A 24,541-nucleotide genomic window follows, 5' to 3' on the forward strand; every position below is an offset into this window, starting at 1 on the left:
GACAACCAGAGAACGATTAATCGTCCAGGAAGCTGCGCAGCACTTCGGAGCGGCTTGGGTGGCGCAGTTTACGCAACGCTTTCGCTTCGATCTGACGGATACGTTCACGGGTAACGTCGAACTGTTTGCCCACTTCTTCCAGCGTGTGGTCAGTGTTCATATCGATACCGAAACGCATACGCAGAACTTTCGCTTCACGTGCGGTCAGGCCAGCCAGAACGTCATGTGTTGCAGAACGCAGGCTTTCAGACGTTGCAGAATCCAGTGGCAGCTCGAGGGTGGTGTCCTCGATGAAATCACCCAGATGCGAATCTTCATCGTCGCCGATTGGCGTTTCCATGGAGATTGGCTCTTTCGCAATTTTCAGCACTTTGCGGATTTTGTCTTCCGGCATCAACATACGTTCAGCCAGCTCTTCCGGCGTCGGCTCGCGGCCCATCTCTTGCAGCATCTGACGGGAAATACGGTTGAGTTTGTTAATGGTCTCAATCATATGCACCGGGATACGGATGGTACGCGCCTGGTCGGCGATGGAGCGGGTGATAGCCTGACGGATCCACCAGGTCGCATAAGTTGAGAACTTATAACCACGGCGATATTCAAACTTATCAACGGCTTTCATCAGGCCGATGTTACCTTCCTGGATCAGGTCAAGGAACTGCAGACCACGGTTGGTGTATTTCTTCGCGATCGAAATAACCAGACGTAAGTTTGCTTCAACCATCTCTTTCTTCGCGCGACGGGCTTTCGCTTCGCCGATAGACATGCGACGGTTGATGTCTTTTACCTGTTCGATAGTCAGGCCAGTTTCTTCTTCGATCTGACGCAGCTTCATCAGGCCGCGCTGTACGTCTTCGGTGACTTCTTTCAGCTTCTCAGACCAGGGTTTACCCATTGCCAGAGCAGCATCAAACCAGGTATCGCTGGTTTCGTTACCGGCGAACAGATTGACGAAGTTTTTCTTCGGCATTTTGCACTGTTCAACGCACACTTTCATAATCAGACGTTCCTGAGCACGAACGCGATCCATCATGGAACGCATGCTGTTAACCAGGAAATCGAACTGTTTTGGCACTAAACGGAATTGTTTGAACACATCGGACAGCTTCAGGATTTCTTCTGCTGCGCTCTTGTGGCTACGGCCGTTTTTCTTGATGACCAGACGCGTCGCTTCATGCTGTTCACGCAGTTCGGTGAACTTCTGGCGAGCCAGTTCCGGGTCGATGCTGTTGTCGTCTTCAGCATCGTCGTCTTCATCTTCGTCTTCATCATCATCATCCTGCTCTTCAGTGGTCAGTTCAGAACCCACGTGAGTCGCAGTTGGTGCGATTTCTTCTTCGGCGTTAGGGTCAACAAAACCTGTGATCAAGTCAGACAGGCGGACTTCGCCAGCTTCTACACGGTCATATTGCTCTAACAAATAAGTGATAGCTTCAGGATATTCAGCAACGGAGCACTGAACCTGGTTGATACCGTCTTCGATACGTTTGGCGATGTCGATTTCGCCTTCACGGGTCAGCAACTCAACGGTACCCATCTCGCGCATATACATACGCACAGGGTCGGTGGTACGGCCAATTTCGGATTCAACGCTGGAAAGTACCTGCGCCGCCGCTTCTGCAGCGTCTTCGTCGGTATCAGGGCGGTTTTCGGCCAGCATCAAATCATCGGCGTCCGGTGCTTCTTCAAGTACCTGGATGCCCATGTCGTTAATCATCTGGATGATGTCTTCGATCTGGTCGGAATCGACGATATCTTCCGGCAGATGGTCATTGACCTCAGCATAGGTCAGATAGCCTTGCTCCTTACCACGGGTGACAAGTAGCTTAAGCTGTGACTGCGGGTTTTGCTCCATAAGACGGTATCCACACTTCAGAGTATTTGGGTTGGTGTCGGTCGGGTAACATCGCCAACAATAACGTTAGGGGCGTTTATTGTGCCGCGGCCCACCAGGGCGGCTCTGCGCAGGGCCGTGCCCCGCTTTATATCGGCACTTAAGCCGTTTTTTAGTAGTAACGCCTGACGCATTACTTTTTATGTTCTTGTTATTTAACTTGTTAACTCTTTCTCGCTAACACCTGATTCAGGGAACTGACTTCGGTCCGTTCCTCCGGACTCAGGCCATGCGTCCTGGCTTTTGCAATCAAAGTTTCAAGCCGTTGCTCTAAAATCGAGTCATACAGGCTGGCTAACGTGGCGCGAAATTCCTCCTCGACCATGTCCTCTACGATCATGTGGTTCCATGTCGCCAGAGTTTCAAGCTGCTGGTAGAACTTATTGTCGCGATAAAGTTCCAGTAACTGGCCCGTCGTCAGCCCCGGCTGGGCTAAGCAAGTGGTTACTAACTCGCTGAACAGATCCAGTCCTGGTTGCTTCGCTTGCTCCAAACCTTGCAGTGAGGGTATAAGTGTAGCCAGTTGTGGATTTTGTACCAGTAACCCTATAAGTATACGCATGGTTGTGCGTTTTAGCTGGGGCGCCTGATAGACATTGCTACTTTCTGCCTGTTTAGGCATCAGCTTTTCCAGCTGGCTGTCATCCAAAATACCGAGCTTATTCCCTAACTGCTGACGCAAATACATTCGTAACGTTTCACCGGGAACCTGGCGGATCAGCGGCAATGCCAGCATGCTCAATTTGGTCCGCCCGTCAGGGCTGCTCAAATCTACCTGCGGCAACAGCGAATCAAACAGGAAAGTGGACAGCGGCATCGCCTGTTCCATACGTTGTTCGAACGCTTCTTTGCCTTCTTTACGCACCAGCGTGTCTGGATCTTCGCCGTCGGGTAAAAACATAAAACGCAGCTGGCGGCCATCATTAAGATACGGCAGTGCCGTTTCCAGTGCGCGCCATGCGGCTTCACGTCCCGCGCGGTCACCGTCGTAACAGCAAACGATGTTGTCTGTGCTGCGGAACATCAGCTGAATATGATCAGCGGTCGTGGACGTGCCCAATGAGGCAACGGCATAATCAATGCCGAACTGCGCCAGTGCGACGACATCCATATACCCTTCAACCACCAGCAAACGCGCTGGCGTCGGGTGCTTTAACTGTGCTTCATACAGGCCATACAACTGGCGGCCTTTATGGAAAATTTCGGTTTCCGGTGAGTTCAGGTATTTCGGCGTACCGTCACCGAGAACCCTGCCGCCAAAGGCAATTACGCGGCCACGTTTATCACGAATAGGAAACATCACCCGTTCGCGGAAACGATCATAGCTGCGGCCATTGTCATTGGTGACCAACATACCGGCATCAATCAGAGACGCTTTATCATCGGCATTTTTACCGAAACGCTTTAATGCGTTGTCCCAACCCGGTGGGGCGAAACCAATGGCGAAATGGCTGATGACGTCTTCACTTAAACCGCGCCGGGCAAGATATTCCCGTGCGGGAGCCCCTGCAGGCTGTTTAAGTGATTGCTGATAGAACTCGCTAAGCGGTGCCATCAACTGGTAGAGGCTTTGACGCTGATGACGCTCCATCTGGCTCGGACCGGTGCCTGCTTCGTACGGCACTTCCAAACCCTGCATTGTCGCCAGTTCCTCAATGCTTTCGACAAACTCAAGCCTGTCATAGTTCATCAGGAAATCGACGGCGTTGCCGTGGGCACCACAGCCGAAACAGTGATAAAACTGCTTATCGCCATTTACGGTAAATGAGGGTGTTTTCTCATGGTGGAAAGGGCAGCACGCGTGATAATTTTTACCCTGTTTCTTGAGCTTTACCCGAGCGTCGATCAAATCGACGATATCGATGCGAGCCAGCAAGTCATTGATAAATACGCGCGGAATTCTCCCAGCCATAAGCCCCTTACTCACTAGCCTATAAACGAGAACAAGCCGCGCATTCCTTTCGGAAAGCACGGCCTTCGTATGCTACTACGCAGTCTGCGCGTTCTTAATATTGCAAATCACGCGATTTGGGGTTGCCCCCGAAGATTAATACAGACGAGTGCGGCGTGCGTTTTCGCGAGCCAGTTTCTTGGCGTGGCGTTTTACTGCAGATGCTTTAGCGCGTTTACGTTCGGTAGTCGGTTTTTCATAGAATTCACGACGACGAACTTCTGCCAGAACACCTGCTTTTTCGCAGGAACGCTTGAAGCGACGCAGAGCTACGTCGAACGGCTCGTTTTCACGTACTTTAATTACAGGCATGTGCCTCTCACCTCGATAAAATCGGTTTGTTTGCTGATGTTGTACCAGCACATTTCAAAATGGTGCGGAATTTTACTCCAATTCGCGTCGTCTTGTAAAGCATAACGGCAAATTGAAACAGGCGCTTTCTGCAACCCTTCTGCAACATTGTGCGCTTGTTTTGCGTCGGGCGGCGATTATATACCAATCAATCAAAATTGCTCGACATTAATTGGCCTGCGAAGCGAGGAATTCCCACTCCGGTGCAGCACCCGCCGAAGCTTGTGTGCTAAACTGCGCGCCGCGAGTTAGCGCGAAAACATGATGGAAAGAGTGATGCGAGTACTGGGTATTGAAACGTCCTGCGATGAAACCGGAATTGCAGTTTATGACAGCGAAGCCGGTTTGTTAGCCAACCAACTGTATAGTCAGGTAAAACTGCATGCAGATTACGGCGGTGTGGTGCCAGAACTGGCATCGCGTGACCATGTACGTAAAACAGTACCCTTGATTCAGGCTGCGCTGAAAGAAGCCGGGCTGACTGCTCAGGATATCGATGGCGTGGCGTACACCGCCGGCCCTGGTCTGGTCGGGGCGTTGCTGGTGGGCGCAACCATCGGGCGTTCTCTGGCATTTGCGTGGGACGTGCCTGCCGTGCCGGTGCATCACATGGAAGGCCATTTGCTGGCACCGATGCTGGAAGATAATCCGCCGGATTTCCCGTTTGTGGCGCTGCTGGTTTCCGGCGGACATACGCAGTTAATCAGCGTCACCGGAATTGGCGAATATACCTTGCTCGGCGAATCCATTGATGATGCTGCCGGTGAAGCCTTTGATAAAACAGCTAAATTGCTCGGCCTTGATTATCCGGGGGGGCCGTTGCTGTCGAAAATGGCTTCTCAGGGCGTTGCCGGACGTTTTACCTTCCCGCGCCCGATGACAGACCGGCCTGGGCTGGATTTCAGTTTCTCCGGCCTCAAAACTTTCGCAGCGAATACCATTCGTGGCAATGACAGCGACCCGCAGACACATGCCGACATTGCCCGCGCTTTTGAAGATGCGGTGGTGGATACGCTGGCCATAAAATGCAAACGCGCATTGGATCAGACGGGTTTTAAACAGCTGGTAATGGCCGGTGGTGTCAGCGCGAACCGCACATTACGCGCCAAACTGGCTGAGGTGATGGCAAAACGTGGTGGCCAGGTATTTTATGCGCGTCCTGAATTCTGTACCGATAACGGTGCGATGATCGCGTATGCAGGCATGGTGCGGCTGAAAAGCGGTGCAACTCCTGATCTCGGTGTGACCGTTCGCCCTCGCTGGCCGTTAGCGGAGCTTCCTCCAGTCTGAGCGGGGCTGCGACTGCGTTGTTGCGTCGACCCGAAATGCTCACATACTCAATTATGCTGCGCTTTCAGGTCTCCTGACGCCTTGTCTCGCTCCCGCTCAGTCAGGCTGGCTGAGCTGAAAAAAAACCAATAAAAAACGACCCGCCTGAGGTCGTTTTTTTATGTCTGCAATCTGCATTTTACTGACTATTCGGTCTTATCTTCTTTCGCCGCTTTACGTTTTTTCTTCAGCCTATCCCAGATTTTTCCTTCCTGACCACGCCACAGGCGCTGAATATTGTCGTGATGACGCAACAGGATCAGACAGGAAAGCATGGCGACCGGGAAGGTGAACTCCGGTTTGAACCACCAGACATAAAATGGCGCAATCAGTGCGCTGACGATCGCACCCAGTGACGAATAGCCGCTCAGCAGCACGGTCAGCAGCCATGTGCCGGTCATCAGGCCGGTCAAGTCCCAGCCGATGGGGGCGATAGCACCAAACGCCGTGGCAACACCTTTGCCGCCTTTAAAGCGGAAAAAGACCGGATAGATATGGCCAAGACATGCCGCGATGGCCGTCAGGCCAAGATACATAGGCGGAATGTTCAGACGGTATGCCAGCCAGACCGGCAGCATGCCTTTGAGGACATCGAAAATCAGAACAGCGGCAGCGGCCAGACGGCCACCCAGGCGTAAAACGTTGGTGGCGCCGGGATTACCTGAGCCCGCTGTGCGCGGATCGGGTAAACGGGCTACCCGGCAGACCAGAATAGCACTGGAAATCGAGCCGCAGAGGTAGGCGAAAATAATCATTCCAAGCGCGGTAGCACTCATAAAGCCGTTCCGTCTAATAAGGGTCGTTTTAATCGCAACATCCATGGATAATACGCATTTTCTGCTGGAAGTGGTATCCGGCTGGGCCAAAAACAGAGAATCACGTGATGGATATCGTATTTATTGAGCAACTAAATGTAATCACTACCATTGGCGCTTACGAATGGGAACAGACCATTAAACAGAAACTGGTATTCGATATCGAAATGGCCTGGGATAACCAAAAGTCCGCCGCCACTGACGATGTGAATGACTGTTTAAGCTATGCTGATGTCAGTGATGCGGTGATCGGGCATGTTTCTTCACAAAATTTTGCGCTGGTTGAACGCGTAGCGGAAGAGGTGGCGACATTGCTGCTGAGCCGGTTTAATTCTCCGTGGGTTCGGATTAAGCTCAGCAAACCGGGCGCTGTTGCTCAGGCAGCGAATGTCGGCGTGATTATCGAGCGTGGAAAGCGTTTTTAAATCCTGTTATGGATACAATTTAGAAAACGCTTGTCTATTGAATGTCATAAAGAAGCGTTAAAAGGAAAGTCCGGGTTGCCGGGTTTTCTTTACTGAAGCGGCTCAGCATGATGCCGCTTTTTTATTGTGTGTATTGTAAGCATATTTCCCATCAGCGGATCTTTTAAAGGGTAGGGTGCGATAATGATCGTCGAAAGTCATTCTTTGCTTGTTGCGGCTATTTTGGGGGTGGTTGAAGGACTCACCGAGTTTTTGCCTGTTTCTTCTACCGGTCATTTGATTATTGTCGGCAATCTTCTTGGCTTTACGGGAGATACCTCAAAATCATTTGAAGTGGTTATCCAGTTAGGTTCAATTCTGGCCGTGGTCGTGATGTTCTGGCGTCGTTTGTTCAACATGATAGGTTTGCATTTTGGTAAACCGCCGGTTCATGAAGGCTCGGGTTCTCGTCGTTTAAATTTATTGCATATTATTTTGGGGATGATTCCGGCAACGGTACTGGGGCTGCTTCTGCACTCTCAAATCAAAGCGTTGTTCGAGCCAAAATATGTCATGTATGCACTGGTGGTCGGCGGTATTTTGCTGATTGCTGCCGAGTTGCTGAAACCTAAAAAACCGCGTGCCGAGGGACTGGATGACATCACCTACGTGCAGGCGTTTATGATTGGTGTTTTTCAGTGTCTGGCGCTCTGGCCCGGGTTCTCCCGCTCAGGGGCAACCATCAGTGGGGGGATGTTAATGGGGATCAGCCGTTTTGCGGCATCTGAGTTCTCTTTCCTGCTGGCGGTGCCGATGATGATGGGCGCGACGGCTCTGGATTTGTACAAGAGCTACAGCTTCCTGAATATGGCGGATTTACCGATGTTTGCCACAGGGTTTGTCTCTGCGTTCATTGTTGCGTTGATCGCAATTAAAACCTTCCTGGCGGTGATTAAACGTATTTCGTTTATCCCGTTTGCGATTTACCGTTTCTTCGTGGCAATTGCCGTGTATTTTGTGTTTATCGCCTGATTTTTGCTTCCCTGAGGCAATAAAAAGCCCCGCACGGTGAATCACCGGCGGGGCTTTTCTTATGAATAAAGCCAGCGTTTAAATCGCCACGTCCTGAGTTTGTTTCCAGTCGGCGAGCGCCTGAGTACGGCGTTTCTTCAGTTCATCACGGATAGCCATACCCTGGAAACCCGCATCCAGCACCTCTTTATTTGAAACGCTGCTGGCGACTGCAAAGGCTTCACGCAGGTAATCGCCTTGCGGATAGGGATTATTTTCAAATGTCGTACGCCCGCGCGCATCGGCTTCACTGGTCATGATCATCTGCTCAAGACGCTGCGGTTTACGCCAGACATCAATGGTGTCGAACAGTTTTAACAAGGTTTCCGGACGCAGTTTATTGACGGTGTGGATCAGGTCATGGAACTCCGCGACCAGTTTCGCTAAATCACGAATGTGCGTCGGCACTTTCAGCCGCTGGCAGAGTTCCTCCACCAGTTTCACGCCCGCCGGGCCATGACCGTGATGGGCAGGCCAGAATTGCGGCGGCGTCAGAGCCTTACCCAAATCATGGCAAAGCGCCGAAAAACGCACATCGACGTCAGGCGTCAGGGTGCTGGCGATTTTCAGCGTCATCAGCGTATGTATGCCGGTATCAATTTCCGGATGCCATTTCGCCGGTGCAGGCACGCCAAATAATGCATCGATTTCAGGAAACAGCACTTTCAGGGCGCCACAATCGCGCAGCACCTGGAAATAGACCTGCGGATCCTGCGTTTGTAACGCTTTCTCAGTTTCTTTCCACACACGTTCAGGTGTGAGGGCTTCCAGCTCACCGCTTTCCGCCATCTGTTGCATCAGCGCCTGCGTTTCCGGGGCGACCGTGAAATCTAAATGCGCGAAGCGTGCAGCAAAGCGGGCAACGCGCAGAACCCGCAGCGGATCTTCGCCGAAAGCATCGGAAACGTGGCGCAAAAGGCGTTGTTCGATATCACGCTGACCGTGATAGGGATCGAAAAGTTCGCCATCGTTGCTTTTGGCGATGGCATTAATGGTCAGATCCCGACGCATCAGATCTTGTTCCAGCGTGACATCCGGTGCGGCATAACAGGTAAAGCCGTTATAACCGGAGCCAGATTTCCGCTCAGTACGGGCCAGCGCATATTCATCGTGAGTGACCGGATGCAGGAAGACCGGAAAATCTTTACCGACCTGCTGATAGCCATTTTCGAGCATATATTCAGGCGTCGCGCCCACTACCACCCAATCGTGTTCAGACACAGGCAGGTTTAATAAACTGTCTCGGACTGCGCCGCCGACCAGGTAAATCTCCACGCGATAACTCCTGAAATTAGCCAAAGGACTCTGTCTTCATCATAGCAAAGTTGCGCTGAAGATTTCCTGACTGATGGAAACACGAAAAGGCACCGAAGTGCCTTAGGGAAACGATCAGGATGCTGAGCTGTCAGCTCATCCAGCGATCTTTTTTCCTGCGACGTGGGATGAGATGTGGCAACAGCAGACCCAGCACCAGACCGACACCCGCGACACCGCCGCCATACATAAACCATTGTAAAATAATGGTTCTTTGTTTGTCGTCGAGCTGCACATTGACCGCGTCAACCTTCTTCTTCGCCACGATCAGCTGATTTTTCAAATCCTGATTTTCTTTCTTCAGGCCGTTGATGATGCCGTCACTGGAAGAGACTTTGGCCTGCATTTCTGCCGTGCGCTGGTTCCAGCTGGAATCAATATTGGTCAGCTTGTCGGTCAGCGTTTTCACCTGTTGTTCCAGATCCGGAACGCGGGTACGCAAGCTCGGCACATTGCTTAACTGATCAAGCGGGATCCAGGCGGTTTTACCTTTTGAATCAACAATCTCACCGTATTTCGTACTGTCGTTGACACTGCGCAGGGTGACTTCTTCACCGGCATTCAGGGTGCCAACGATGCGATACTGATTACCTGGACCACTGTGGATATAGGTAATCAAATCGTCGGAGATATAGCGCTTCTCATCAGCGTGAGCGCCCCATGTCATGCTTAAACCAAGCAAAGCGAAACCAATTAGGCGTAATTTCTGCATTATTTCATCGTTTCTTTGTGAATTTAGGGAACGTGAAGTGTGGATCCGTTTTATCAGGATACGTCTTCTGGCAACCGCCACTGTCCGGCCATTGCACTCATATAAGTACTAAAAGTTGGAGACCGATAGTAAGGGCAACAGTGTGACGACGCAATGTATAAACCGGAATGAGAACTATCTTACAATCCCGCAACATGCGGCTTGCGCGCTGTGCTTATGATAGAATTGGCAGCGACGCGTTAATCCCTTTTGGCAGCAAAGAATCGGTGTGAAGACTCATATGACCGTAGAAATAGAATTAAAATTTATCGCCACCCCGGCCGCAATCGCCGAATTACCTTCGCAACTCGCTGGTTTTAACAGCGTGCACACCGCGCCTTCGAAACTGACCAACATCTATTTTGAGACTGCGGAAAACTATTTACGTTCGCATGACATGGGTCTGCGGATCCGTGGTTTTGACGATCAGTATGAAATGACCATCAAAACCGGTGGCAAAGTGGTGGGGGGGTTACATCAGCGCCCTGAATACAACGTTGAGCTGAAAAAGCCGGTGTTGAAACTGAGCGCGTTCCCGAAAGATATCTGGCCGGAAGGGTGCAAACCCGCTGCATTGCAGAAAGAACTCGCTCCGCTCTTCCGCACGGATTTCACCCGCGAGAAGTGGGTGATCACTTACGGCGAAAGCGAGATTGAACTTGGGTTAGATCAGGGCGAAGTGGTGGCTGGCGAATTAAACGAACCACTGGCTGAAATTGAACTTGAGCTGAAAAAAGGTAACACCGCCGATTTACTGGCGCTGGCGGCTGAAATTGGCGCGCACGGCGGCTTGCGGCAGGGTGGTTTCAGCAAGGCGGCTCGTGGTTATCATCTTGCAAAGGGCAATCCTGCCCGTGACATCAAACCGCTGCCGGTGTTTAAAGCGAAACCGAAAGCTACGGTTGAGCAGGCTATGTCTGCGATGTTCGAACTGGCGCTGGATCACTGGCAATATCATGAAGAATTGTGGGTTCGCGGCGACAAAACTGCGCGCCTGACTGTGTTGCAGGCCGTGGAAACTGTGCGGCAGGTTCTGGTGCTGTTCGGCGGACTTGTGCCGCGTAAAGCCTCTTCTGAGCTGCGTACCTTACTTACTGATCTGGTGCCGGTTCTGGAACAGAAATCGGCGGATGCACAGGAAATCTGTTACAGCGCGACATATCTGAAGTGCAAGTTAGTGCTTACTTCCTGGCTGGCAACATCAGGCTGGGCGCCGTTTATTGATGATAAATCCGCGAAAAAAATGGACGGTTCCTTCAAGCGCTTTGCTGACATCATGCTCGGCCGCACTGCCGCCGATCTGAAAGAAGCCTTTGCACAGCCGCTGACGGAAGAAGGCTATCGTGACCAACTGGCGCGCCTTAAACGCCAGATCATTACCTTCCATTTGCTGGCCGGTGCTTACCCTGAAAAAGACGTTGCCGCGTATATTGCCGGCTGGGCCGATCTGCAACAGGCCATCGTTCAGCAGCAACACGCCTGGGAGGATTCGGCCCGTTCTCACGCGGTGATGATGGATGCTTTCTGGTTAAACGGACAACCTCGTTAATTGACTGATAAGCCTGGGCAAATTGCCCGGGCTTTTTTTTGCAAGGAATCTGACTTCATGTTGCCACTTTCTTCTGTTTTGCAAAGCCATGCGCAGAGTTTGCTTGAACGCTGGCGTGAACATCCTGAAAACCTGCCCCTTCCCGATGATGCGCAACTGGCCGTGCTGAGCAGCAGTGAATTCGTAACGGACAGTTTGCTGGCTTTTCCGCAGTGGTGGCATGAAATTGACCAAAATCCCCCTCAGGCGCAGGAGTGGCAACTTTACCGCCAGTGGCTGGAGGAATCGCTGACACAGGTGGCTGACGAAGCCGGGCTGATGAAAGCGTTACGTCTGTTTCGTCGTCGCATTCTGACCCGCATTGCGTGGTCGCAGTCCGCGCAAACCAGTGAAGCGAAAGACACGCTTCATCAGTTGAGTGAACTGGCGGAATTATTGATTGTCAGCGCCCGCGGCTGGCTTTACGACGCTTGCTGTCGCGAGTTTGGTACGCCGGTCAATGCTGCTGGCGAACCGCAAAGAATGCTGATCCTCGGGATGGGTAAACTGGGCGGCGGCGAGCTGAATTTCTCCTCGGATATCGATCTGATTTTTGCTTATCCGGAAAATGGTCAGACCCGCGGCGGGCGGCGTGAACTGGATAATGCACAGTTTTTCACCCGTCTCGGCCAGCGGCTGATCAAAGTGCTGGATCAGCCCACTATCGACGGTTTTGTATATCGCGTGGACATGCGTTTGCGCCCGTTCGGCGACAGCGGCCCGCTGGTGATGAGCTTCCCGGCACTGGAGGATTATTATCAGGAACAGGGGCGTGACTGGGAGCGTTACGCGATGGTGAAAGCGCGTCTGATGGGCGGCGCGGAGGACATCAGCAGTCAGGAATTGCGCAAAATGCTGATGCCATTTGTCTTCCGCCGTTATATCGATTTCAGTGTGATCCAGTCCCTGCGTAACATGAAAGGCATGATCGCTCGTGAAGTACGCCGCCGGGGTCTGAAAGACAACATCAAACTCGGCGCAGGCGGTATCCGTGAGATTGAATTTATCGTGCAGGTATTCCAGCTGATCCGTGGCGGGCGCGAACCGGCATTGCAGCAGCGTGCGTTGCTGCCAACGCTTCAGGCGCTGGAAAATCTGGGGCTGTTGCCGGTAGAACAGGTGTTGCAGTTGCGTAACAGCTATCTGTTCCTGCGCCGTCTGGAAAATCTGTTGCAGGCAATAGCGGACGAGCAAACACAAACCTTACCGTCAGATGAACTGAATCAGGCACGTCTGGCGTGGGGGATGAATTATGCTGGCTGGCCGAAGCTTCTGGATGCAGTGAATGCTCACATGCAGGCCGTGCGCTCGGTGTTTAACGAGCTGATTGGTGATGACACGCCAGATGCTGAAGATGATGTGCAACTCTCCCAGTTCAGCAGTTTATGGATTGATGCGCTTGAGCCTGCCGAACTGGCGCCACTGGTGCCGCAACTTGACGAAAACGCGCAACGGCATGTTTTATATCAGATTGCCGATTTCCGCCGTGATGTAGATAAACGCACGATCGGGCCGCGTGGCCGCGACCAGCTGGATTTGCTGATGCCGCGTTTGCTGGCGCAGGTCTGCACCTATAAAAATGCCGATGTGACATTGCAGCGCCTGATGCAGTTGCTGCTCAATATCGTCACACGTACGACGTATATCGAGCTGCTGGTGGAATACCCCGGTGCGCTCAAACAGTTAATCCGCCTGTGCGCCGCTTCACCGATGGTCGCGAGCCAACTCGCCCGCCATCCTTTATTGCTCGATGAACTGCTCGACACACGCACGCTTTACCAGCCGGTGGAGCCGGGCGCGTACCGCGACGAACTGCGCCAGTATCTGATGCGGGTGCCGACGGAAGACGAAGAACAACAGCTTGAAGCGGTACGTCAGTTCAAGCAGGCGCAGCATCTGCGCATCGCAGCCGGGGATATTTCCGGCGCATTGCCGGTGATGAAAGTCAGTGACCATTTAACCTACCTTGCGGAGGCCATTCTCGACGTTGTGGTGCAACAGGCGTGGGAACAGATGGTCGTAAAATACGGTCAGCCAGCGCATCTTCAGCACCGTGAAGGGCGCGGTTTTGCCGTGGTCGGTTACGGAAAACTCGGTGGCTGGGAGCTGGGTTACAGCTCGGATCTGGATCTGGTCTTCCTGCTCGACTGTGCGCCGGAGGTAATGACCGATGGCGAACGCAGCATCGACGGGCGTCAGTTTTATCTGCGGCTGGCGCAGCGCATCATGCATTTATTCAGCACCCGTACGTCGTCAGGCATTCTTTATGAGGTTGACCCGCGTCTGCGACCTTCCGGTGCCTCCGGCATGCTGGTCAGCACCATCGAAGCTTTTGCCGATTATCAGGCCAATGAAGCCTGGACATGGGAGCATCAGGCGCTGGTTCGCGCGCGCGTGGTTTACGGTGATCCGCAACTGACGCAGCAATTTAATGCCACGCGTCGCGACATTCTTTGCCGCCAGCGCGATGGTGAAGGACTGCGTAAGGAGGTCCGTGAAATGCGCGAGAAAATGTATGCCCATCTGGGCAGTAAAAAAGCCGACGAGTTCGATCTGAAAGCCGATCCGGGTGGCATTACGGATATTGAATTCATTGCACAATATCTGGTTCTGCGTTTCGCGCATGATGAGCCGAAGCTGACGCGCTGGTCCGATAATGTGAGGATTTTTGAGCTGATGGCGCAACACGACATCATGCCGGAAGAAGAGGCTCGAAATCTGACGCAGGCTTATGTCACGCTGCGCGATGAAATTCATCACCTCGCTTTGCAGGAGCACAGCGGGAAAGTGGCCGCAGTCAGTTTTGCGGCGGAGCGCGCGCAAATCCGCGCCAGCTGGGCGAACTGGCTGGGCTGAGGGTTTTTATTCGGGTAACAGGCGCTTGTGATATTATCCGGCGCATTGTGTTTACCCGATTTGATTTATCTGTTTTGGAGTCTTGGGATGAAAGTGACTTTGCCTGATTTTCACCGCGCGGGTGTGCTGGTTGTCGGTGACGTAATGTTAGATCGCTACTGGTATGGCCCGACCAATCGTATTTCACCGGAAGCGCCGGTGCCGGTGGTGAAGGTCAATACCATCGAGGAACGTCCTGGCGGCGCGGCAAACGTGGCGATGAACATTTCGTCTCTCGGTGCTTCTTCGCGTCTGATCGGTCTGACCGGCGTTGACGATGCCGCCCGTGCCCTGAGTGAGCGTCTGGCGGAAGTGAAAGTAAACTGCGATTTCGTGGCGTTATCCACGCATCCGACCATCACTAAGCTGCGTATATTGTCCCGTAACCAGCAACTGATCCGCCTCGACTTTGAAGAAGGTTTTGAAGGTGTTGATCTCCAGCCGATGCTGACCAAAATCGAACAAGCTTTACCACAAAGTGGCGCACTGGTGCTGTCAGACTACGCCAAAGGTGCACTGACTGAAGTGCAGAAAATGATCCAGCTGGCGAGAAAAGCTGGCGTACCGGTGCTGGTTGATCCTAAAGGATCTGATTTCGAACGTTACCGTGGTGCGACTTTACTGACACCAAATCTGTCCGAATTCGAAGCCGTTGTCGGTCGTTGCAAAAACGAAGATGAAATTGTCGCCCGTGGTATGCAACTGATCGCTGATTTCGAACTTTCCGCGCTTCTGGTCACCCGTTCTGAACACGGCATGACCTTGTTACAGCCAGGCAAAGCGCCATTCCATATGCCAACGCAGGCGCAGGAAGTGTATGACGTGACCGGTGCCGGTGACACGGTGATCGGTACGCTGGCCGCGGCTCTTGCCGCCGGTAATACGCTGGAAGAATCCTGCTTCCTGGCGAACGCCGCCGCCGGTGTGGTGGTGGGTAAACTCGGCACCTCAACCGTTTCGCCGGTTGAACTGGAAAATGCGATCGGCGGGCGTTCAGACGTTGGTTTTGGCGTGATGAACGAAGAACAGCTAAAAGCCGCCGTGGCGATGGCGCGTCAGCGCGGCGAGAAAGTCGTGATGACCAACGGCATCTTTGACATCCTGCATGCCGGACACGTTTCTTACCTGGCAAACGCCCGCAAACTGGGCGACCGTCTGATTGTCGCCGTTAACAGCGATGCTTCGACCAAACGCCTGAAAGGCGAAACCCGTCCCGTAAACGCGCTGCAAAACCGCATGATCGTGCTGGGCGCACTGGGTGCCGTGGACTGGGTGGTTTCTTTTGATGAAGACACCCCGCAGCGTTTGATCGCCGGGATCTTGCCTGATCTGCTGGTGAAAGGTGGCGACTATAAGCCTGAGCAAATCGCCGGTTGTCAGGAAGTCTGGGCGAATGGCGGCGAAGTCCGTGTGCTGAATTTTGAAGATGGTTTGTCCACTACCAAAATCATCAATCAGATCAAAGCGCAGGACTGATTTCCTCGGCGAAGATCATGTTATCTGCACTGAAGGGCTTATCTGATAAGCCCTTTTCTTTTTGATTTTTCAATCAATAACGCAAAACGGAAGTGGCTCTGTTGTGAGCGGATTAAAACAGGAACTGAGTCTGGCGCAGGGCGTCGGGCTGCTTTCAACCTCATTACTGGGGACTGGTGTCTTTGCGGTGCCTGCACTGGCGGCTCAGCTGGCACAAAATGACAGCCTGTGGGCGTGGCCGGTGCTGATCCTGCTGGTGTTTCCGATAGCCATCGGGTTTGCTGCGCTTGGGCGGCATTTCCCCAGCGCGGGCGGTGCAGCGCATTTTGTCGGCAAAGCTTTCGGACCGCATATGGCGCGGGTCACCGGTTGGTTATTCCTGTCAGTTATTCCGGTCGGATTGCCCGCCGCATTGCATATTGCTGCCGGTTTCTGGCAGGCCGCCTTTGGCTGGAGCAGCATAAACCTGCTGCTGGTGCAGTTGGGTACGCTGTTTGTTATCTGGTTCCTCGGCACACGCAGTGCCGGGTCCAGTGCCAATATTCAAACGCTAATCGCTTGTCTGGTGATCGCGCTGGTGGTGGCAATCTGGTGGAAAGGGGATATTTCTCTGCCTGAAATTCCGCTGCCTTCGGTGCGTGACGTCTCACTATCGAACCTGTTTGACGCGCTGGCGGTGATGTTTTGGTGTTTTGTCGGGCTTGAGGCTTTCGCGCATCTGGCGACCGAATTCCGTCATCCGGAACGGGATTTCCCGCGCGCGTTGTTGATCGGCATGCTGGTGGCTGGCGCAGTTTACTGGGGATGTACGGTAGCGGTGCTGAAATTCCATGCCTGGGGAGAAGGGCGGGAAGCAGGTGCATCATTGCCGGGTATCGTCGTGCAGCTCTTCGGACAAAAAGCGTTGTGGATCGCCTGCATTATTGGCTATCTGGCGTGTTTTGCCAGCGTGAATATTTATACCCAGAGTTTCGCCCGGCTGGTGTGGTCACAGGCTCAGCTCAAGCCGCAAAGTAAACTCGCACAGCTTTCCGCTCAGCAAGTGCCGGTGCCCGCGCTGAATTTAGTGGTGGGCTGCTGCGCGTTGTTTACGTTACTGATTTACTGGCTGCACCTGCCGCTCGGCGCGCTGATCACTTACGCCAATGGGATTTTCATCCTGATTTATCTGTTATGTATGCTGGCGGGGATCCGGATCCTGGCAGGACGCTCGAAATGGATGGCGATGCTGGGCGCTGTATTGTGCTGCGGATTGCTGGCGATGGTCGGCTGGAAAGCGCTGTATGCAGTCGTGGTGTTTGCAGGATTGTGGTTGTTATTGCCACGCGCCAAAACGGTACTTCATGTACGGTAACGCCGATTTCGCACAGCAAAAAGGCCTGCTGAGCAGGCCTTTTCTGATGATATCATTCGCAATAATCAGGCCGGATCTTGCGGCTTTTCCGTTTCAGTCAGCTTGCCTTCCAGCGCAGCAAGACGTTGTTCCAGTACAGCCAGTTTTTCACGGGTACGCAGTAAAACCTGGGTCTGAACGTCAAACTCTTCGCGATTGACTAAATCCATGCGGCTGAACTGCGCCTGCAATACCTGACGGATTTTCTTTTCGGCATCTTCACCAAACTCACGGATCCCTTTAGGCATAGATTCGTGAACCTGGCGGGCAATTTGTTCAATTTTTTTCGGGTCAATCATGTTATTTCCTTTTCTCGAAGGAGGTGCTTTTCCTTAGTGTAATCGCTGATGCTGTTTCTATAAACCTTCAGGGGCACTAATTGGACAAACCACAGGATTGCTCTGCTCATTTATTGGCGCTATAGTTGTTTTGCTTATTCTCAGGGCGGGGTGAAAGTCCCCACCGGCGGTAAACCACGGAATATCGGAAGGATCATAATCCCTTCCATGTGGAAGCCCGCGAGCGCTCAATCCTTAGGGGTTAGAGGTCAGCAGATCCGGTGTAATTCCGGGGCCGACGGTTAAAGTCCGGATGGGAGAGAGTAACGATTCAAGCCGGGCAAATATTGCCCGCTGCGTTATTTTTTATAACTGTAGCACGCCATCTGGCGGCTGCAGCTAGCCTCCTCAAGACGCCCTGATTCTGGTAATCCACATACAGAACATGAGGTTATTTTTACCATGAATCAGACCCTACTTTCCGAATTCGGTACATCAGCTGAACGCGTTGAGCGTGCTATTGACGCCATGCGTAACGGCGTGGGTGTGTTGGTGCTGGATGACGAAGATCGTGAAAACGAAGGCGATTTAATCTTTGCCGCTGAAAACATGACCGTTGAGCAAATGGCACTGACCATTCGCCACGGCAGCGGTATTGTTTGCCTGACCATGAACGAAGACAGCCGTAAAAAGCTGGATTTACCAATGATGGTTGAGAACAACTCCAGTCCGTTCCAGACGCCATTTACCGTGACTATTGAAGCGGTTGAAGGTGTGACTACCGGTGTTTCTGCTGCCGACCGTATCACCACTATTCGTGCAGCCATCAAAGATGGCGCGAAACCTTCTGACCTGAATCGTCCGGGGCATATCTTCCCGCTGCGCGCGCAGGCTGGTGGTGTGCTGTCCCGTGGCGGTCACACTGAAGCGTCGGTTGATCTGGCGACGCTGGCAGGCCTGAAGCCTTTCGGCGTGCTGTGTGAACTGACTAATGACGACGGCAGTATGGCGCATGCGCCTGAAGTTATTGTCTTTGCCCGTCGGCATAATATGCCGGTAGTGACCATCGCCGATCTGGTGGCCTATCGTCAGGCGCAGACCCGTCAGGCAAGCTAAGTAACGGGTTGTGCGTAACAGAAAAGGCCGCTTATGCGGCCTTTTTGCTTTTTATTGCCGCTTATTGCCAAAATGGGTCTTTGCAAAATAGACTCCTCCTGCCTTCTTTGATTTTTTTCATCAAATTTATTGAATATCTCCTTCATGGTTATCCGGCTGTCAGCGGTAATCAAAAAGAGTACCGTATGGTCATCACGCGGCAGGTGACTCACTGGCTGCTCTCTTTTATCTTGCGGTAAGGAATTCATGATGACGACTCAACGTATGCCCGCACTTTTCTTAGGCCACGGCAGCCCGATGAACGTGCTGGAGGACAATATGTATACCCGTGCCTGGCATGCGCTGGGCGAAACATTACCGCGTCCAAAAGCGATTCTGGCCGTGTCAGCGCACTGGTTCACGCGCGGCACTGCAGTAACGGCAATGGAGAATCCGCGCACCATTCATGACTTTGGAGGGTTCCCGCAGGCGCTTTTTGATAAGCGCTATCCGGCACCCGGTTCACCGGCGCTGGCAAAACGTGTTCAGGAATTACTCAGCCCGGTAAATGTGATTTCCGATACCCACGAGTGGGGCTTCGACCACGGTACCTGGGGTGTGCTGATCAAGATGTATCCTGACGCGGATATTCCGGTGATCCAGTTGAGTATTGATGGCACGCAACCCCCTGAATTTCATTATGAATTAGGCAAGAAGCTCGCGGCTTTACGTGATGAAGGGATAATGATTGTCGCCAGCGGTAACGTAGTCCATAACCTGCGGATGGTAAAATGGGACGGTAACGCCGAAGCTTATCCATGGGCGACATCTTTCGAGACATATGTGAAAGATAATCTGAACTGGAAAGGCGAGGCGAAAGATCATCCTCTGGTGAAATTTATGGAGCACGAAGGCGGCGCGTTATCCAATCCGTCTCCGGATCACTATCTGCCATTACTGTACGTTTTAGGGGCGTGGGATGGTGCTGAGCCAATCACGCAGCCAACGGACGGGATCGTAATGGGATCGCTTTCGATGCTTTCCGTTCAGGTAGGTTAATTTGGCGAATAAAAAGGATAATGAATTTATTCATTATCCTTTTTTAGTTTTTTTATCCGACAATAGTATGCGGATAGAAACGTGACAGATCCTGGGTGATCAGTGCTTTATCTTCGCGGATGCCGATGCCGCAAGGTTGATCGTTGACCAGCCAGCTGCCGATCAGCGTGTAACTGCCTTCAAACACCGGCAGCGGATGGAACTGCTGCACGATCATGCCTTCCGCGCCATACGGGCCATCAACGCGGGCCACTTCCTGGCCTTTCTCGATGACTTTAATGTTCGCGCCTTCGCGGGAAAACAGCGGCTTCACCACGTAGTGATCCAGTTCCGGATGCGGGTCTTCGGCAAAATAAGCCGGTAACAGGTTCGGGTGATCCGGGAACATTTCCCACAACAGCGGTAACAAGGCTTTATTCGACAGAATGGCTTTCCAGGCCGGTTCCAGCCAGCGAACACCGGCATCTTCCAGTTTGGTCGCGAAGACTTCGCGGAACATGAATTCCCACGGATACAGCTTGAACAGATTCGAAATCACCTGATCCTGCGTATCGGTGAATTGTCCGCGTTCTCCCAGCCCGATTTCCTCGATAAACAGGAATTCGCTGGCCAGTTCTGCTTCCAGCGCGCAGTCCTGCAAATATTGCACCGTACCGCGATCTTCTTCAGTGTCCTGACAGCAGGCGATGTGCAGCAACGAGAAACCATGCTGATTTTTCAGCTCGGCAAAACGCTCAATCAGCTTTTCCTGCAGACTGTTGTACTGATCAGCGTCTTGCGACAAATTGCCTGCCGCTATCTGATCTTCAAGCCATAGCCACTGGAAGAAAGCGGCTTCATACAAAGACGTCGGCGTATCGGCGTTATTTTCCAGCAGCTTCGGCGGATTGACGCCGTCATAGGCCAGATCCAGACGTGAATACAGCGAAGGCTGTTGCGTGCGCCATGAACTGCGGACAAATTCCCAGACATGTTTTGGGATCTGGAATTTCGCCATCAGTTTGTCGTCATTCACCACGCGCTCAACGACCTTCAGGCACATCTGATGAATCTCCGCCGTCGCGTCTTCGATCTCTTCGATCTGCGCCAGCGTGAACTGGTAATAAGCATCTTCACACCAGTAGGGTTCGCCATACATGGTGTGGAAGTTGAAGCCAAACTCCGTGGCTTTTTCGCGCCAGTCCGGGCGCTCGTTAATGGCTAAACGTTTCATCAGAGTCTCTTAGCCACCCATGCTGCGGCCAGGGCTGCGTGACGTGGCAGAAGAGCTGCGTTGCATTGACGTTTGTTTTGCCACGCTGTCGCCAAAACCGCCACGGGTGATGGTGTTGGTCACGGCAGGTTTAGGGGCCATCGCCGTTCTCGGAACGTTCATGGTCCGGCCGCCCGCAGTTGCCGGGCCGTAGTTTTTACCGGTCGCATCGACGAATTTACCGTTCGCCGGGCTGGCCGGGTTTTTTGAGCTGAATAATGGCTGTTGCGCGTAACCGCCACCGCTCATCATGCGGCCCATCATGTAACCTGCCATCAGCGGCATCCACATGCTGCCACCGCTGCTCTGGTTTTCAGCCGTCGCGACGCCAGACTGTGCCGGAGCCTGAGTACACTGGCCTTCGCCGAATTCAGCGATACAGTCTTCGCGGCTGGCATATTTTGGTGCGGTTTTAGCCGCTTCCTGTTTCGCTGCATCATACGCTGCGACACATTGCGCGCTGCCGGAAGGATTGGCTTTCGAGCAGTCATCAGCGTTCTGATACAGAGAAACGGTTTCGTCGGTTTTCTCGCAGCCGGCCAGCATAAAGACTGCGCTGACTGCAAGAGCGACAGGAGTGATTCGAGAGCTACGCCATGATTTACGGAAGGTAGCCAGGTTAACGCGTTGTGTCCGTTTCATCGTTCTTATCCCATGTGTAGGGCTTTTTTGCCCTTTCCCAGTAGGGCCTAAGAATAGGGGAAAGCGGCTGATTGTTAAAGCAGCGACAGGCAATTGTTACGAGACTTTACAGAGCGGCGTGACACAGGCAAAAAAAAGCAGCCTTTTCAGGCTGCCTTAGTCGAAACGCAGGGAAACTTTTCCGTATCAGTTCTGGAAAGGATTGCCGCTTTTCTTCGGTGTGGTCGTTGCTGTGGATGCGCTGGCTTGTTGAACGCGTGGTGCAGGTGCAGCCGCGGTTTTGTTGCCGTAACCGTCTGCAGCGGCATCCTGATCTGGCGTTTCTGGCGCAACCTGATCGGGGGCTGTCGGAACAGGTTTACCCAAAGCACCGTTCAGTGCCAGCAGGTCGCTTTCGTTCAGCGTACCCAGCGCTGATTTAATGTTCAGCTGATTAATCAGGTACGTGTAACGTGCGCTGGAAAGCTGTTGTTTGGCGTTGTACAGCGTGGTGGTGGCATCCAGCACATCAACGATGGTACGGGTACCGACCTGGTAACCGGCTTCCATCGCATCTAAAGAACTCTGTGCAGAAACAACGGCTTGTTTATAGGCGTTGATGCTGCTGATCGAGGCAGAGATGTTGTTGAAGGAAGACCGAACGGTTTGCACGACGCTGCGGTGTGCGCTTTCAAGCTGTTCGCTGGCACCCACGAAATTATACTGCGCCTGTTTCACCTGAGAGGTGACAGAACCGCCGCTGTACAATGGCAGGGAGAAGCTCAGACCAATTTTGTTCTGGCCTGCGTCAGCATCCTGATAGCTTGAAGAACCGCCGGTTTTGTCGCCGTGGTATTTGGTATTGCTGATGCCGGTAGAGGCCGTCAGATCAACCGTTGGCATGTGGCCGGTTTCCGCATAGCGGATTTGCTCACGTGCCAGATCCTGTGACAGACGCGCAGACAGCAAGCTCAGGTTACGGCTTTCTGCTTCTTTCAACAGCGTGGCGACCGGTTGCGGACGCGTGGTGTTGAAGTTGTCGACATTCAGGGAAGACAGTTGCGGATAATACATACCGGTAACCTGACGCAGGGATTCCAGCGCGTTATCCAGGTTATTACGGGCAGTCACTTCGTTTGCCAATACGGTGTCGTATTGTGAACGGGCGTTCTGCACGTCGGTAATAGCCACCAGGCCCACGTTAAAACGTTGAGTGGTTTGATCCAGCTGACGGTAAATAGCCTGTTTCTGCGCTTCGGTATACGAGAGTGAATCGATCGCACTCAGGACGTTGAAATAAGCCGTTGCGGAATTCAGGATCAGTGATTGTTGATCAGTCTGATAAGACACATCCTGAATACCGGCAGTTTTTTCCTGCAGCGTCAGGGCGCGCCATTTTGACATATCAAAGATGGTCTGCGTTAATTGCAGGCTGGCGCTGCCAACATCGCTGTTAACGCCATTCGCATCACGGTAGCCATTGGTATAATTGTAATCCGCACCTAATCCGAGTTGCGGTAATAAAGGACTGCGGCTTTCGTTAATTTTTTCGAATGCAGCATCCCGGTCAGCAGCAGATTTGCGCAGGTCCGGGTTACTTGTCCTGGCTTGCTGATAGACCTGCATCAGGTTTTCGGCCTGGCTTATCGTACTAAAGCCGCCCAGGCTGAGTCCGATGAGAAGGGGGAGCAGTTTCTTCATTTGCATTCCTTGTTGTGCAGCAATGTTGTTATGTATGGTGGCGCAGTCAAATTAACCAATAGACGCGGATTCTAGCAGAGTCAGGCTAGCGGGGCGGTTGGCTTAACGTGCCTTCCCGAGTGAATGAGCCTAAATCTATCACAAACAACCTTGATTATTATTAACGCATTTTCATCAAATTGACCTCAAAGGGCGATAAATTACCTTTATGAGGGATAAGGAAACATTCCATGTCTTCATTTAAACGGTCACCGGTTACTTTCGGCAAAGATGATGTAGAAATTATTGCACGTGAGACGCGATATAAAGGTTTTTTTTCTATTATTGCATATCGGTTTCGCCATCGGCTGTTTAATGGGGAAATGAGCGGCGAAGTCGTCCGTGAAGTCTTTGAGCGCGGTCATGCCGCCGTATTATTACCTTATGATCCGAAAAGGGATGAAGTCGTGCTGATCGAACAGATCCGCATCCCGGCTTTGGATTCCAGTGATACTCCTTGGCTTCTGGAGATGGTCGCCGGTATCATTGAAGAAGGCGAGACAGTTGAAGATGTTGCCCGCCGCGAAGCACTCGAGGAAGCGAACATTGTGGTGAAACGCTGCAAACCGGCTGTGAATTACCTGGCAAGTCCGGGCGGAACCAGCGAGCGTCTTTCCATTATGGTCGGTGAAGTCGATGCCACGACGGCAGAAGGAATTCACGGTCTGGAAGCAGAGAATGAAGACATCCGGGTACATGTGGTCAGCCGTGAACAGGCTTACCGCTGGGTGGAAGAAGGAGCGATAGACAATGCGGCGTCAGTGATTGCCCTGCAATGGCTGCAGCTGCACCATGAATCCCTGAGAAAAGAGTGGGCCAACTAATGATTAAGCGCTATACCCCTGATTTCCCTGAAATGATGAGATTGTGCGAAACCAATTTTGCACAATTGCGCCGTTTGATGCCACGTACCGATGAACCTGGTGAAACTGTGGCATATCAGGTGAGTAGCGCAACGTATTGCCTGACGATCCTCGAATCAACGCGTTACACATCCCTGATAGAAATCAAACAGACCGCACCGGCGGTGAGTTACTGGAGCCTGCCTTCGCTCACCGTTCGCCTGTACCATGATGCGATGGTGGCCGAAGTGTGTGCGAGTCAGCAGATCTTTCGCTTTAAAGCACGCTATGATTATCCGAATAAAAAGTTGCATCAGCGTGATGAAAAGCATCAAATTAACCAGTTCCTTGCGGATTGGCTGCGTTATTGCCTTGCGCACGGAGCGATGGCAGTTCCGGTTTGTTAGACAGACTTCAACAAC

General features: G+C 52.5%; 22 protein-coding genes and 1 riboswitch. Of the genes, 11 read left to right on the forward strand and 11 right to left on the reverse strand.

Annotated features, from left to right (window positions below; translation table 11 throughout):
• Positions 1–16 precede the first annotated feature (16 nt).
• The 3 genes from rpoD to rpsU form a co-directional block, all read right to left on the reverse strand.
• On the reverse strand, positions 17–1,855 hold the full coding sequence (gene rpoD, locus DXU84_RS13490) for an RNA polymerase sigma factor RpoD (protein ID WP_013573945.1): 1,839 nt from the start codon (positions 1,853–1,855) through the stop codon (positions 17–19).
• Between the two features lie 202 nt (positions 1,856–2,057).
• The gene (dnaG, locus tag DXU84_RS13495) at positions 2,058–3,806 is read right to left on the reverse strand and encodes a DNA primase (protein ID WP_037034183.1); all 1,749 of its coding nucleotides are present in this window, start codon (positions 3,804–3,806) and stop codon (positions 2,058–2,060) included.
• Positions 3,807–3,941: 135 nt separating this feature from the next.
• Positions 3,942–4,157 carry a 30S ribosomal protein S21 gene (rpsU, locus tag DXU84_RS13500; RefSeq protein WP_001144069.1) on the reverse strand — a complete coding sequence of 72 codons (216 nt, stop codon included), beginning with the start codon at positions 4,155–4,157 and terminating at the stop codon, positions 3,942–3,944.
• Positions 4,158–4,472: 315 nt separating this feature from the next.
• On the opposite strand from rpsU, the gene tsaD reads away from it, so the two are divergent.
• Positions 4,473–5,486 (forward strand): tRNA (adenosine(37)-N6)-threonylcarbamoyltransferase complex transferase subunit TsaD, encoded by a 1,014-nt coding sequence (tsaD, locus tag DXU84_RS13505; protein ID WP_013573947.1) that lies wholly within the window; start codon positions 4,473–4,475, stop codon positions 5,484–5,486.
• A 185-nt stretch (positions 5,487–5,671) separates the two neighbouring features.
• Here tsaD and plsY read toward each other — a convergent pair whose 3' ends face one another.
• On the reverse strand, positions 5,672–6,301 hold the full coding sequence (plsY, locus tag DXU84_RS13510) for a glycerol-3-phosphate 1-O-acyltransferase PlsY (RefSeq protein ID WP_013573948.1): 630 nt from the start codon (positions 6,299–6,301) through the stop codon (positions 5,672–5,674).
• A 107-nt stretch (positions 6,302–6,408) separates the two neighbouring features.
• Here plsY and folB point away from each other — a divergent pair, with 107 nt between their 5' ends.
• Positions 6,409–6,765 (forward strand): bifunctional dihydroneopterin aldolase/7,8-dihydroneopterin epimerase, encoded by a 357-nt coding sequence (gene folB / locus DXU84_RS13515; protein WP_013573949.1) that lies wholly within the window; start codon positions 6,409–6,411, stop codon positions 6,763–6,765.
• A 186-nt stretch (positions 6,766–6,951) separates the two neighbouring features.
• A complete protein-coding gene (gene bacA / locus DXU84_RS13520; protein ID WP_037034331.1) occupies positions 6,952–7,776 on the forward strand; it encodes an undecaprenyl-diphosphate phosphatase in 825 nt (274 codons plus the stop codon).
• Positions 7,777–7,854: 78 nt separating this feature from the next.
• Here the strand turns inward: bacA and DXU84_RS13525 are convergent, their stop codons facing one another.
• The gene (locus tag DXU84_RS13525) at positions 7,855–9,090 is read right to left on the reverse strand and encodes a multifunctional CCA addition/repair protein (protein WP_013573951.1); all 1,236 of its coding nucleotides are present in this window, start codon (positions 9,088–9,090) and stop codon (positions 7,855–7,857) included.
• A 130-nt stretch (positions 9,091–9,220) separates the two neighbouring features.
• Positions 9,221–9,841, reverse strand: a complete 621-nt coding sequence (locus tag DXU84_RS13530) for a TIGR04211 family SH3 domain-containing protein (RefSeq protein ID WP_013573952.1) — start codon at positions 9,839–9,841, stop codon at positions 9,221–9,223.
• A 280-nt stretch (positions 9,842–10,121) separates the two neighbouring features.
• Between DXU84_RS13530 and DXU84_RS13535 the strand changes: the two genes are divergently transcribed.
• From DXU84_RS13535 to yjeH, 4 genes are all read left to right on the forward strand, one after another.
• Entirely contained in the window at positions 10,122–11,429 is a 1,308-nt protein-coding gene (locus DXU84_RS13535; RefSeq protein WP_153375978.1) for an inorganic triphosphatase, read from the forward strand.
• A gap of 57 nt (positions 11,430–11,486) precedes the next feature.
• Complete coding sequence (glnE, locus tag DXU84_RS13540) at positions 11,487–14,324, forward strand: bifunctional [glutamate--ammonia ligase]-adenylyl-L-tyrosine phosphorylase/[glutamate--ammonia-ligase] adenylyltransferase (protein WP_153375980.1); 2,838 nt, start codon at positions 11,487–11,489, stop codon at positions 14,322–14,324.
• A gap of 87 nt (positions 14,325–14,411) precedes the next feature.
• Positions 14,412–15,839: a bifunctional D-glycero-beta-D-manno-heptose-7-phosphate kinase/D-glycero-beta-D-manno-heptose 1-phosphate adenylyltransferase HldE gene (hldE, locus tag DXU84_RS13545; RefSeq protein WP_037034176.1), complete on the forward strand. Its 1,428-nt coding sequence runs from the start codon at positions 14,412–14,414 to the stop codon at positions 15,837–15,839.
• Between the two features lie 103 nt (positions 15,840–15,942).
• On the forward strand, positions 15,943–17,193 hold the full coding sequence (gene yjeH / locus DXU84_RS13550) for an L-methionine/branched-chain amino acid transporter (protein WP_112152108.1): 1,251 nt from the start codon (positions 15,943–15,945) through the stop codon (positions 17,191–17,193).
• A gap of 65 nt (positions 17,194–17,258) precedes the next feature.
• Here yjeH and ubiK read toward each other — a convergent pair whose 3' ends face one another.
• On the reverse strand, positions 17,259–17,531 hold the full coding sequence (ubiK, locus tag DXU84_RS13555; RefSeq protein WP_013573957.1) for a ubiquinone biosynthesis accessory factor UbiK: 273 nt from the start codon (positions 17,529–17,531) through the stop codon (positions 17,259–17,261).
• 132 nt (positions 17,532–17,663) lie between these two features.
• Positions 17,664–17,839: riboswitch (FMN riboswitch) on the forward strand.
• Positions 17,840–17,972: 133 nt separating this feature from the next.
• On the opposite strand from ubiK, the gene ribB reads away from it, so the two are divergent.
• Positions 17,973–18,626, forward strand: a complete 654-nt coding sequence (gene ribB, locus DXU84_RS13560) for a 3,4-dihydroxy-2-butanone-4-phosphate synthase (RefSeq protein WP_013573958.1) — start codon at positions 17,973–17,975, stop codon at positions 18,624–18,626.
• Here the strand turns inward: ribB and DXU84_RS13565 are convergent.
• Complete coding sequence (locus DXU84_RS13565; protein ID WP_153375985.1) at positions 18,623–18,874, reverse strand: ABC transporter ATP-binding protein; 252 nt, start codon at positions 18,872–18,874, stop codon at positions 18,623–18,625. The two genes, ribB and DXU84_RS13565, sit on opposite strands and share 4 nt — an antisense overlap.
• A gap of 1 nt (position 18,875) precedes the next feature.
• Here DXU84_RS13565 and ygiD point away from each other — a divergent pair, with 1 nt between their 5' ends.
• Positions 18,876–19,664 (forward strand): 4,5-DOPA dioxygenase extradiol, encoded by a 789-nt coding sequence (gene ygiD, locus DXU84_RS13570; RefSeq protein WP_153375987.1) that lies wholly within the window; start codon positions 18,876–18,878, stop codon positions 19,662–19,664.
• Between the two features lie 52 nt (positions 19,665–19,716).
• On the opposite strand, the gene DXU84_RS13575 is transcribed toward ygiD, so the two are convergent.
• From DXU84_RS13575 to tolC, 3 genes are all read right to left on the reverse strand, one after another.
• Positions 19,717–20,877: a glutathionylspermidine synthase family protein gene (locus DXU84_RS13575; protein ID WP_013573961.1), complete on the reverse strand. Its 1,161-nt coding sequence runs from the start codon at positions 20,875–20,877 to the stop codon at positions 19,717–19,719.
• Positions 20,878–20,886: 9 nt separating this feature from the next.
• Positions 20,887–21,558: a DUF1190 family protein gene (locus DXU84_RS13580; protein ID WP_013573962.1), complete on the reverse strand. Its 672-nt coding sequence runs from the start codon at positions 21,556–21,558 to the stop codon at positions 20,887–20,889.
• A 186-nt stretch (positions 21,559–21,744) separates the two neighbouring features.
• Positions 21,745–23,244 carry an outer membrane channel protein TolC gene (gene tolC / locus DXU84_RS13585; protein ID WP_269147796.1) on the reverse strand — a complete coding sequence of 500 codons (1,500 nt, stop codon included), beginning with the start codon at positions 23,242–23,244 and terminating at the stop codon, positions 21,745–21,747.
• A 224-nt stretch (positions 23,245–23,468) separates the two neighbouring features.
• On the opposite strand from tolC, the gene nudF reads away from it, so the two are divergent.
• Together nudF and DXU84_RS13595 are read left to right on the forward strand one after the other, a co-directional pair.
• Entirely contained in the window at positions 23,469–24,101 is a 633-nt protein-coding gene (nudF, locus tag DXU84_RS13590; RefSeq protein WP_013573964.1) for an ADP-ribose diphosphatase, read from the forward strand.
• On the forward strand, positions 24,101–24,526 hold the full coding sequence (locus tag DXU84_RS13595) for a DUF1249 family protein (RefSeq protein ID WP_013573965.1): 426 nt from the start codon (positions 24,101–24,103) through the stop codon (positions 24,524–24,526). Before nudF ends, DXU84_RS13595 begins: the two co-directional genes overlap by 1 nt.
• Positions 24,527–24,541 lie beyond the last annotated feature (15 nt).

This window comes from Rahnella sp. RcJ3 (genome assembly GCF_009498575.1).
Taxonomy (GTDB): domain Bacteria; phylum Pseudomonadota; class Gammaproteobacteria; order Enterobacterales; family Enterobacteriaceae; genus Rahnella; species Rahnella aceris.

Bases quoted from the DNA above. Each gene is read 5' to 3' on its own strand.
- rpoD (WP_013573945.1), bottom strand. From the start codon at position 1,855: ATGGAGCAAAACCCGCAGTCACAGCTTAAGCTACTTGTCACCCGTGGT.
- dnaG (WP_037034183.1), bottom strand. From the start codon at position 3,806: ATGGCTGGGAGAATTCCGCGCGTATTTATCAATGACTTGCTGGCTCGC.
- rpsU (WP_001144069.1), bottom strand. From the start codon at position 4,157: ATGCCTGTAATTAAAGTACGTGAAAACGAGCCGTTCGACGTAGCTCTG.
- tsaD (WP_013573947.1), top strand. From the start codon at position 4,473: ATGCGAGTACTGGGTATTGAAACGTCCTGCGATGAAACCGGAATTGCA.
- plsY (WP_013573948.1), bottom strand. From the start codon at position 6,301: ATGAGTGCTACCGCGCTTGGAATGATTATTTTCGCCTACCTCTGCGGC.
- folB (WP_013573949.1), top strand. From the start codon at position 6,409: ATGGATATCGTATTTATTGAGCAACTAAATGTAATCACTACCATTGGC.
- DXU84_RS13530 (WP_013573952.1), bottom strand. From the start codon at position 9,841: ATGCAGAAATTACGCCTAATTGGTTTCGCTTTGCTTGGTTTAAGCATG.
- DXU84_RS13535 (WP_153375978.1), top strand. From the start codon at position 10,122: ATGACCGTAGAAATAGAATTAAAATTTATCGCCACCCCGGCCGCAATC.
- glnE (WP_153375980.1), top strand. From the start codon at position 11,487: ATGTTGCCACTTTCTTCTGTTTTGCAAAGCCATGCGCAGAGTTTGCTT.
- hldE (WP_037034176.1), top strand. From the start codon at position 14,412: ATGAAAGTGACTTTGCCTGATTTTCACCGCGCGGGTGTGCTGGTTGTC.
- ubiK (WP_013573957.1), bottom strand. From the start codon at position 17,531: ATGATTGACCCGAAAAAAATTGAACAAATTGCCCGCCAGGTTCACGAA.
- ribB (WP_013573958.1), top strand. From the start codon at position 17,973: ATGAATCAGACCCTACTTTCCGAATTCGGTACATCAGCTGAACGCGTT.
- DXU84_RS13565 (WP_153375985.1), bottom strand. From the start codon at position 18,874: ATGAATTCCTTACCGCAAGATAAAAGAGAGCAGCCAGTGAGTCACCTG.
- ygiD (WP_153375987.1), top strand. From the start codon at position 18,876: ATGACGACTCAACGTATGCCCGCACTTTTCTTAGGCCACGGCAGCCCG.
- DXU84_RS13575 (WP_013573961.1), bottom strand. From the start codon at position 20,877: ATGAAACGTTTAGCCATTAACGAGCGCCCGGACTGGCGCGAAAAAGCC.
- DXU84_RS13580 (WP_013573962.1), bottom strand. From the start codon at position 21,558: ATGAAACGGACACAACGCGTTAACCTGGCTACCTTCCGTAAATCATGG.
- tolC (WP_269147796.1), bottom strand. From the start codon at position 23,244: ATGCAAATGAAGAAACTGCTCCCCCTTCTCATCGGACTCAGCCTGGGC.
- nudF (WP_013573964.1), top strand. From the start codon at position 23,469: ATGTCTTCATTTAAACGGTCACCGGTTACTTTCGGCAAAGATGATGTA.
- DXU84_RS13595 (WP_013573965.1), top strand. From the start codon at position 24,101: ATGATTAAGCGCTATACCCCTGATTTCCCTGAAATGATGAGATTGTGC.